This is a genomic window from Microcoleus sp. K5-D4 (assembly GCF_036704575.1).
Lineage (GTDB): Bacteria > Cyanobacteriota > Cyanobacteriia > Cyanobacteriales > Microcoleaceae > Microcoleus.
Map to the genome: position 1 here is coordinate 1 of NZ_JAUBSD010000144.1, position 10150 is coordinate 10150.

At 46.4% G+C, this 10150-nt stretch carries 7 protein-coding genes; 5 read left to right on the forward strand and 2 right to left on the reverse strand.

From position 1 onward, the window contains the following. Both QUA77_RS27670 and xylB read left to right on the forward strand, forming a co-directional pair. Positions 1-3341 (forward strand): PAS domain S-box protein (locus tag QUA77_RS27670; RefSeq protein ID WP_333453782.1); only part of this gene is annotated, 3341 nt, incomplete at its 5' end. Positions 3342-3361: 20 nt separating this feature from the next. Beyond that, positions 3362-4804, forward strand: coding sequence for a xylulokinase (xylB, locus tag QUA77_RS27675; protein WP_333453784.1), 1443 nt, complete (start codon positions 3362-3364; stop codon positions 4802-4804). 1146 nt (positions 4805-5950) lie between these two features. Here the strand turns inward: xylB and QUA77_RS27680 are convergent. Together QUA77_RS27680 and QUA77_RS27685 are read right to left on the reverse strand one after the other, a co-directional pair. Next, complete coding sequence (locus tag QUA77_RS27680; RefSeq protein ID WP_333453786.1) at positions 5951-6769, reverse strand: FkbM family methyltransferase; 819 nt, start codon at positions 6767-6769, stop codon at positions 5951-5953. 286 nt (positions 6770-7055) lie between these two features. Continuing rightward, positions 7056-7562, reverse strand: a complete 507-nt coding sequence (locus tag QUA77_RS27685; protein ID WP_333036072.1) for a hypothetical protein — start codon at positions 7560-7562, stop codon at positions 7056-7058. A gap of 137 nt (positions 7563-7699) precedes the next feature. Between QUA77_RS27685 and QUA77_RS27690 the strand changes: the two genes are divergently transcribed. From QUA77_RS27690 to QUA77_RS27700, 3 genes are all read left to right on the forward strand, one after another. After that, a complete protein-coding gene (locus tag QUA77_RS27690; protein ID WP_333036071.1) occupies positions 7700-7942 on the forward strand; it encodes a hypothetical protein in 243 nt (80 codons plus the stop codon). 313 nt (positions 7943-8255) lie between these two features. Continuing rightward, positions 8256-9338 carry an ATP-dependent 6-phosphofructokinase gene (locus tag QUA77_RS27695; RefSeq protein WP_333453789.1) on the forward strand — a complete coding sequence of 361 codons (1083 nt, stop codon included), beginning with the start codon at positions 8256-8258 and terminating at the stop codon, positions 9336-9338. A 274-nt stretch (positions 9339-9612) separates the two neighbouring features. Beyond that, entirely contained in the window at positions 9613-10035 is a 423-nt protein-coding gene (locus tag QUA77_RS27700; RefSeq protein ID WP_332953014.1) for a thioesterase family protein, read from the forward strand. The last annotated feature ends 115 nt before the right edge of the window (positions 10036-10150 follow it).

Genomic DNA, 10150 nt, shown 5'->3' on the forward strand with positions numbered 1-10150 from the left:
TGTTCGTAATTCATATTATTCAGCTAATTTTTTCTTTTATTTTACTAGAGCGCTCGCACTTTCGCAAGAGGTCTAATGTCACTCGCTGTACCTACGGCGAAATTGATTCTACTCAGGAATATGTCATCGTCGATCGCGACTATTGCAATGGTGTCATCAGCGTGGTGGGTAGACATCACATGGATTCGTTTGGCCCTGAACTTATTGCTGAATTAAAGCAAGGCAAAACTATTGTCGTAGATGATGTCGCTCGCGATCCTAGGACTGCCGGATCGGCGGCTGCTACCTTTGACGCAATCCAAACCCAATCTCTCCTATGTGTTCCATTGGTGAAAGAAGGGCGATTTGTTGCATTGTTGGTGTTGCACCATGTCTCTGTTCGCCAATGGACCGAGGAAGATGTGGTGCTGATGGAGCGCATTGCCGAAAAAACCTGGCTAGCCGTGGAGCGATCGCGGGCAGAAGCGGAGTTGCGAGAAAGTGAAGCTCACCTGCAACTCGCTCTGAAGGTTGGACGCATGGGAACCTGGGACTGGGACATACAGACCAATGCCTTGCTTTGGTCAGAAGCTCACTTCACGATACTAGGGCTAAAACCGAATGAGTGCGAACCGGGCTATAAGGTTTGGGCAAGTCGGGTTCATCCCGATGACCTAGCACAAGCTGAGGCGAAATTTCAGCAAGCCATAGCTGAAAAGAAAGAGTATCACCATGAATATCGCCTCTGTTGGTCAGATGGCTCAGTTCACTGGGTGGAAGCGAGAGGAAAGTTTACTTATGATGTTCAGGGAAATCCCAAGCACTCGATCGGCGTCGTCATCGATATCACACAACGCAAGCAAGCAGAAGAGGCGTTGCGTCAAGCCCTACAAAAGCTCAACTTCCATGTTGAAAACTCTCCAATGGCAGTGGTTGAATGGGATCGAGACTTTCGACTCATTCGGTGGTCTGCTGGTGCAGAGCGCATTTTGGGCTGGAAAGCCGAAGAAATGCTGGGCAGATCTTTAACAGAGATACCTTTTGTCTTTGAGGAAGACCTGGAAGCAGTTGCTCAAGTCTGCCAACGGCTGGTCTATGGCGAAGAACCCCATATTTTTTCATACAACCGCAATTACACCGAAGATCGCAACATTGTGCATTGCGAGTGGTATAACTCTAGTCTCAGGGACGAATCGGGACGGATGATTTCGGTATTATCGCTGGTGCTGGATGTGACGGAGCGCAAGCAAGCAGAACAAGAACGGGAACAACTGTTAGAACGCGAGCGCCTTGCACGCTCCGAAGCAGAAGCCGCACAGCGCCAACTGGAAACCATCTTTGAAACATCACCCATTGGACTTGCTCTGTTAGATGAAAAGCAGCGATTTATTGCCATCAACGAAGCATTAGCAGAAATTAATGGATTAACCCGCGAGCAGCACTTAGGCTCTTCAATTCGAGAACTTTTTGGTCAGTTCGATCCCAAATTACTCGAAGTCTTCGATCGGATTTACACAACAGGGAATCCTTTCATCTCACCGAACTTTGCGGTGAATGTTCCCGCACGCAGCGATCGCCGTCCCGGTTACTACAATGTTTACTATCTCCCAACGGTTAACTCAACTAGCCAGGTAGAAGGCGTTCTAGTTTATGTGGTAGATGTGACGGAACGGGTGCATTTAGAACGTGCCCAACGCTTTCTCTCTGAGGCGAGTGCAGTGCTTGCATCCTCACTCGATTATCAAACGACTCTAGAGCGAGTCGCGCAGCTTACAGTACCGGAATTAGCGGACTGGTGTACGGTTCACATCATAGAAGAGGATGGTGCGATCGAGCAGATTGCGGTTGCTCACATCGACCCTGCCAAACTGGAATGGGCATATCAGATGAGAGACAAGTATCCTCTGAACCCCGATGACCCTCGCGGTGCTGCATTGACGCTGCGAACTGGGCAATCTGACTTGCTGCCGGAGATTCCCGATGAACTGCTGGTACAGGCAGCGCGTGATTCAGAGCATTTAGAGATTCTGCTGCAGGTTGGATTCAAATCCGTAATGACGGTGCCACTACGAACTCAGGCACGAATTCTAGGGGTCATTTCCTTTATCTCAGCCGAATCTGGACGACGGTATACCTCAGCAGATTTGCAACTGGCAGAGGAATTGGCGCGTCGTGCTTCCTTGGCGATCGACAACGCTCAGTTGTACCGGGTAGCTCAACGCGATCGCACAAAAGCAGAAGCCGCTAACCGGATTAAAGACGAATTCTTAGCGGTATTGTCCCACGAGTTGCGATCGCCTCTCAATCCAATTCTGGGCTGGACAAAATTGCTGCGAACTGGGCGACTAGATACCACAAAAACCCAGCAAGCCCTGGAAACGATCGAACGCAATGCCAAGCTGCAAGCTCAATTAATTGAGGACTTATTGGATGTCTCGCGCATTCTGCAAGGAAAAATGACGTTTAACGTCGCTCCTGTGAATCTAGCGGCAATGATTGAGGCTGCACGGGAAACGGTACGACTGGCAGCCGAAGCCAAACACATTCAAATCCAGACCACATTTAATCCTATTTCAGGAACGGTTTCAGGCGATACCAATCGCCTCCAACAAGTAGTCTGGAACCTGCTCTCCAATGCTGTGAAGTTCACCCCAACCGGAGGACGAGTCGAGGTGCAACTAGAACAGGTTGGTATGTATGCTCAGATTCAAGTCAAAGATACTGGAAAAGGCATCAGACGAGACTTTTTACCCCATGTGTTTGACTACTTCCGTCAAGAAGATGGTACAACAACCCGACAATTCGGCGGATTGGGATTGGGACTAGCGATCGTCCGTCATTTTACCGAACTGCATGGAGGAACCGTTCAAGCAGACAGCTTAGGACAGAACTTAGGGGCTACATTTACCATCCGGCTACCGTTAAACATCGTAGAGCCGGAACCCTCTTCTGATGACAGGCACGCAGAAAGTGCGGCAGACGACTTAGCAGGTGTTCGGGTCTTGGTTGTGGACGACGATGCCGATATGCGGGAGTTGGCAGCATTCACCCTGATGCAATCTGGCGCACAAGTTACGACAGCCGCTTCGGGGGTACAGGCGTTGACCCTCCTGAATCAATCTGTCCCCGATCTGCTCTTATGTGACATTGGAATGCCAGAGATGGATGGTTATGCCCTGATTCGACAAATTAGAAAGTGGTCGCCCCAACAGGGAGGCACGGTTCCTGCGATCGCACTTACTGCCTATGCTGGAGAAATCAATCAGCAGCAAGCCCTAGCTGCCGGATTTCAGGTGCATATCTCGAAGCCTTTTGAACATGAGGAATTGGTAAAAGCGATCGCCCGTTTGCTGAGACACTGAATGATTTGAGGATTAGCCTAATGCTGCTTGGCATAGATTTAGGAACAGGCTCTGCTAAGGCATTGCTTCTAGCGACAGACGGAACCACTATAGGTGAAGCATCAAGCTCTTATCCTGTTCATGCACCCCACCCTGGATGGGCTGAGTCGGAACCAGAAGATTGGTGGTTAGCTGTTGGCGAGGCTGTTAGGAAGGCAGTGGGAGATCGCGCTGATCGGGTACAGGCGATCGCACTTTCAGGACAAATGCACGGTGTTGTCCTAGCTTCGCAGTCTGGTCAGCCCCTGCGTCCTGCTATCCTCTGGGCAGATACTCGCTCTAGTGCCGCGCTTAGCGCTTATCATTCGCTCGATGCCGCTATTCTAGAGCGCTTGGGCAACCCGATTACGGCTGGAATGGCGGGTCCAACTTTGTTGTGGCTACGAGAACACGAGGCTACTGTCTACACCGAAGCGCGTTGGGCACTTCAGCCAAAAGATTGGCTGCGGTTACGGCTGACTGGAGAAGTTGCAACCGAACCATCTGATGCTAGCGGTACTTTGCTTTACGATGTTGTGTCGGACAACTGGGCTGGGGAAGCAATCGGGGCGCTGAATCTACGTGGTGATTGGTTACCAAAAATTATCCCCTCAAGTGCGATCTCCGGCTACCTAACAACTATTGCTTCAGAGCATCTCGGCTTACCTGTTGGCTTACCGGTTATCGCTGGTGCTGCGGATACCGCAGCGGCGGCACTTGGTAACGGACTACTAGAGCCTGGTTTGGTTCAACTAACGATCGGCACAGGCGCTCAAATTATTACACCTCGATCGCAACCAATTATCGATCGTCATGGTCGTACACATCTCTATCGAGCCGCCCTACCGAACCAGTGGTACAGCCTTGCAGCCATGCAAAATGCGGGGTTAGCGCTTGAGTGGGTGCGAGGTATCCTCGGCTTGAGCTGGCAGCAAGTTTATACTAAAGCGTTTTCTGTTTCCCCAGGATGTGAAGGATTGACATTTTTGCCATACCTCACGGGTGAGCGAACTCCACACCTTGACCCTTATGTACGCGGCGCATGGGTGGGGCTGGGACTTCATCACACACAGGGGCACTTGATGCGGGCAGCTTTAGAGGGAGTTGCTTTTGCCTTGCGACAAGGTTTTGAGGCACTTGAGGCAACAGGTTTTAAAGCCACAGAAGTGCGTTTAGCAGGCGGTGGAACGGCAGAAATGCCTTGGCAACAATTACTGACTGATGTATTGAGAATACCCCTCTATGCAACTACAGTTGCTGCTGCTTCCGCGCGTGGTGCTGCTCTACTGGCGGGTATCGGAATTGGTGTATACGCAGATGCTAATGACACCATCAAAATGGTAGCCGCACCAACGCTTGCTGCAAGTCCGCAATCAGTTGATCCAACCCTAGAAGAGGCTTGGATGCGATATCAATCCCTTTACCCACGACTTAAAAATATCTGATCAGCATTTTATAAAAGTAATAATTGAGTCTTTATCAAAATTTAATTCTCATCAGGTAGAAAGGGTTGCCAAAACTTTGTAGTCCTATATAAAAAACTAGAATTTTATTAAAAACTATCACCTCTAAGTTTGGAAATTAAACAGTTTAAATTTAGTAAAAACTATAACAATTAAAATGATATATAAAACAGATTAGCTGGTATTAACCTTTTGACTCGATGGTTTAAATTTGCTGCTGAAAGTAGTATTGAATAGTCATCCGTAAGTAGAGAATATAAAAGTGCTTCAAAGAATATGACATCTACTATATTTTGGCAGCAATACCTTGCAATCAAGAACTACCATTGAAAGCGTCCATAGGTTGATGGCGGACAGCTTCGACCGCCAGCAACTCAACAATTCACAACAAAAGCGCCTTGGAATTAATTGGGGTAGTTGACGCTCCCCCGTCACAGCGTAGCTTGACGGGGAATTCTTCCTTCACAGCTTGATGCCAAGTAAAAGCAGTGCCTTTACTTAGTCTTACTCTAACTCCAGAAGCTACGGAGGTATGCCCTACGTCTCAAATTCGTAAACCTTGATCTGTAATGTTTTTAGCTGCATTGATGGTAAGGATTCAGGTCTAAAAACTTGCGGCTCCAACGCTTGTCTGGCAAGGGTTGTAGGGCAAAATAAGGGTTTTTGCCTTTCGTGGTTGATTGTCAATAAAGGACGAAAAACTGTCATTTTTGGTCTTTTATTGAGAATAGAGATTTATTTAGCATCAAGCTCCAGATCTAAAGTCTTTGCCCAGCAAGGAGTTCAGTGACCTGAATCCTTACCATTGATGTTTCTATCCTGGTGAGGCAGACATTAGGGCATTACCACTTTTTAATATCTAATGAAAGCTAACTTACAGCAGATTGCAAGCTTATAAACCGCAATATCAGCCTTTAGAAAACCAATTTCTTAGATATTGAGGGTTAATTAAATTAAGTGCGAAGTGCGACCAGAATTTAGTAAGTTTGGAGGCGATGCAAAAACAATTATTAAACAATTATCAAGTATCCAAAGACCATAAATTTGTCTAATTTACGGCGGTTTACATACTGTCAAATAGCTCTGTTTACTCCTGCTTACCTACTTATCAGATGGAAGAAAGTTGAGTTAAATAATAACATAATCTTCGCCCAAAATAGCTTGATTAACCTGCGGTTCCGGCTCTACTGGGTCGCTGTAATGAGTGTCAATGTATTTCATGAAACTTTCCCGATAAGCTTTGAGATGCGAGTTAAGTGCTTCGATATCCTGCTCTCCTGTCGCGAAAGCCCTCTCTCTTCTGAAGTGACCGGATTCCTTAACAAAAGCCATGTCAACTTGCCACAAAGCCTTATCAATCGGGCGATATGACAAATCAACAATATCGTAAGCTGCGAATCCTTGGGACTTCATAAAACTCATTACATCATACATCTGACCGAACAAAGTAACTTCTACAATTACATATTCAGTCTGCTGCAAAATCTCAGTTGCGCCTGCTAAAACATCTAATTCCTGTCCGTCTACGTCAACTTTAATTAAATACGGGCCTGGCAAATTTCTTTCCCTGCATATCCCATCCAGGGTAATTGCTGGTATGTTTCTCAAATAAGGATTGCTGCTGTCAGTAACGCGATTTTCAGAAAGTGAAGAATGCACCATACCGGGACTGACATTGAGGGTGAAAACTCCCGCTTCTTTGCTCGCCGCAGCGATAATGTATTCTGCACTTTTGAGCTTCCGGCAAATTTTGGCCAGATAAGGTTCATTTTCGGCGATTGGCTCAATTAGCAAATGTCGCGAATTGGGAAAAGTTTCGTAAAGGTTAAAAGTTCCCAATGCCGCGCCGACATCAATCACAGTTTTGGGTTCAAAACCTAACTGTTTAGCCAGCAGCAAGCTGCCTGACATCGAGTTTCTGAGAATTCCTGTTTGTTGTTGGCTCACAATTTTTTCCTGATTTCAATGTGGACAAACTTAATATTATGTCTTGCAGCAGAGTTATTGTATGTCCGAATAAAGAAACGAAGCAATCGCAAACCTCGGCGATTGCTTCGTTTCGGATCGCAATGACAGAAATAGGTTTAAACTCAGATGTTGCACCATTGTCAATAAGCTTTTTATGAACAGGCAAGATGCCTGTTCCGCAATATACATTAAATTTTCTTGTGGAACAGGCAAGATGCCTGTTTTTGAGAATGGTGCAAGATGTGAGTTTCAATGCAACCTCCTACTATTTTGGGGATTTCTGCGCCTTGTTTTCCGGTTCGACAGATTGCAAAGCTTCGTCGAGAATAGCCCGCGCTTCTTCGGCTTTACTTCTAGCTTCTCGATAGCGGACATTAGCTTGAGCAAAATTTTTGAGAACCTTGAAACCATCTTTCAAACGACCAATTTCCTCGGCCGTCACAGCCTCATCTGTAAATAAAATGTCGATCGCCGCCCGGATTTTGAGTGCTTCTTCGCGGGATTCCATGACTTTCAATTTGAGACTTGCTAAATTGCTCAAAATCTGGACTGCTTCAGTAATCGCGTCCTCGCCGTCAGACGCAGCATCTTCGATATCCTTAACTTCAACAAACTGCTTGGGCCCAAATCCCTCCACGAGTTCCGTAGGCAGCTTGCCCTCATCCATGAGATCCATCAGCCGATCCATCGCTTCTTCCCGGGCTTTGGCTGAATCTTTCCCCTTGACAGTTAAAATAATTTCGGGGCTTTGAGGAAGTGTATAGCGAACCATATTTTGACAGCCTGTGCGCGAAAACAATTGAATGATATTTTATCTTTATTCGATCGCCAGTTGCAGCTATCAATCTGCTCCATTACCAACCGCTTGCCAAAACTGGACACATATACACTCAAAAGGAACCCTCGACAATGAAAGATAAATTTCTTAACTTGCTTAACTTGATTTTAGTAGCTGATGTGTTTTTCGTCTTTGCCATTTTTGGGTGGTTTGTGATCGCAGTAGCAGGTCGATCGACTGGGGTGAATCTCGGTTTTGATTTGTGGTACAGTCTCTGGCAGCCCGTATTTAATCCCGCCCTCGGAATTCTTATGGGCGGTGCTATTCTCAGCGGTATAATTAACCAAGTTTCTAAACGCCTCAATCCCAAGTAAAATTGATGTTTTGTTGGAGACGGTGATTGGCGATGCTACTTAGTTGGCGATCGAACTTGTGGGATGCGTCAGAGATGAGGCACTTAATTAGGTCGATGAAGCTTGAAAATACATAAGTAGTCAAAAACGAGTGAAACGCTCCCCAAAGGAGCGATATCTTATGAAAGCAATCACAAAAGTTATGATAGCTTTACATTCTGTTACAGAGTAAAGTTTATTTTCGCCTACCTATTTACGTCGAAAATCAGGATTGGACGATCGGGATCTAACAATATCAACTCATGTTCTAAGGAACAAAAGTCGGGCATTAATTATGGGAGAACAAAAATGTATCGGTATCCTCACCAGCGGAGGTGACTGTGCAGGCTTAAACGCAGTTATTCGAGCCGTTGTCCACCGCGCAACGGGAACTTACAATTGGAAAGTGATGGGGATTCGTCAAGCCACCAACGGATTGATGAGTCGTCCCCCTGAAGCAATTCCCTTGGATATTGAGAAAGTAGACTCGTGGCTCACCATTGGCGGTACGATGCTGGGTACGACAAATAAGGGCGACCCTTTTGCTTTCCAGATGCCGGATGGGACTCTACGCGATCGTGCTGAGGACATTATCGAAGGCTATCATCAACTAGGCCTCGATGCCTTAATTGGCATTGGTGGCGATGGCAGTCTCGCCATTCTCAGGAAGATTGCTCAACAAGGCAATTTGAATTTAGTTGCTATTCCTAAAACTATTGATAATGATGTCGGAATTACCGAGCGTTCCATCGGTTTTGATACGGCTGTCAATATTGCTACTGAAGCACTAGATCGCTTGCATTTTACTGCGGCCAGTCACAGTCGCGTTATGATTGTTGAAGTCATGGGACGGGACGCTGGACATATTGCTATCAGTGCCGGAATTTCTGGGGGAGCTGATATAATTCTGATTCCCGAAATCCCTTACAAAATTTCCCAAATCTGTGCCCAAATTCAAGAACGCCAAGACCGGGGAAAAAACTACTGTTTAATTATAGTAGCGGAGGCAGTTCGGACAGAAGCAGGCGAGTTAGTAATGCACACAAATCGCTTAGGTCAAAGTCGATTAGGCGGAATTGGTCAGTATTTAGCTGATACAATTTCTGACTGTAGCGGTGCAGAAACTCGCGTCACCGTTTTGGGACATACTCAACGCGGGGGAACTCCTTCACCGCTAGAAAGATTAATTGCTTCGGCTTTTGGCGTCGCAGCAGTTGATTTAGTTGCCGAAGAGAAATACGACTGCATGGTATCTTGGCAAAAGCGGGAAGTTGTGAGCGTTCCTCTGGAAGATGCGATCGCCAAATACAGACCTGTAGACTTCGATGGTACTCTGGTTAAAACGGCCCGCGGTTTAGGGATTTGTCTGGGAGACTAAACAATTACCCGTCCGATTTCTCAAAGGTTTAGTCCGGGACGCATTCAGAACCACGAAACTGGGTTAACCGAGACTGAGGGTTTTAAGCCAGTATATTGTGGTTAAAAAACCAAGGTGCTCACCGACCGTGCTTCCACGACTAATATTAACCTGGAAGTAGTGGCGTTTCAACTATGAATTAGTGTACCTTGCAATTAGTTCCGAGCGAGTATCGACATCGAGTGCGATCGCGCTCGGAACTACAAAATACCGCAACAAGTAGAAAGGTGAGAAATTGACACCATTTACTGCACAAATTAGAGTGCGCCATTACGAAATGGACGCCCTCGGTCACGTCAATAATGCTGTCTACCAGCATTATTTAGAACACGCTGCGATCGAACATTTAGAACACTTGGGATTTACACTCGATCGCTACCGGGAACTGGGCGGCGTCTTTGTAATGCGGCGGATAGAGATTGACTATTTGCGATCGGCCGCTGCGGGCGATCGACTGGAGATATCAACTTGGATCGAACAACTGCGCGGCCCGCGCGCCGTCCGCCGCTACGAAATTCGCTTACTTGGAAGTGACGAAATATTGTTAAAAGCCGAGGCGCTTTGGGTTTGGGTTGAAGTTACCACCATGCGACCGCGAGCAATTCCTAAACAAATAATTGATATTTTTGAATCACAATCTCAAGCATTACCAACCTAGAGAAAAAATCAACTATTATATTTGCAAAATTCTGTAAAAACAATACTTCGGACAGTTTTTAAAGAGGGATACGATCGCAATAAAACAGAGAAGTGAAAAAGTGAGTGAAATCTGA

What these genes read in the sequence shown, in the direction of transcription:
- QUA77_RS27685 (WP_333036072.1), bottom strand. Translation starts at nt 7,562, where the DNA reads ATGGTTCGCTATACACTTCCTCAAAGCCCCGAAATTATTTTAACTGTC.
- xylB (WP_333453784.1), top strand. Translation starts at nt 3,362, where the DNA reads ATGCTGCTTGGCATAGATTTAGGAACAGGCTCTGCTAAGGCATTGCTT.
- QUA77_RS27695 (WP_333453789.1), top strand. Translation starts at nt 8,256, where the DNA reads ATGGGAGAACAAAAATGTATCGGTATCCTCACCAGCGGAGGTGACTGT.
- QUA77_RS27690 (WP_333036071.1), top strand. Translation starts at nt 7,700, where the DNA reads ATGAAAGATAAATTTCTTAACTTGCTTAACTTGATTTTAGTAGCTGAT.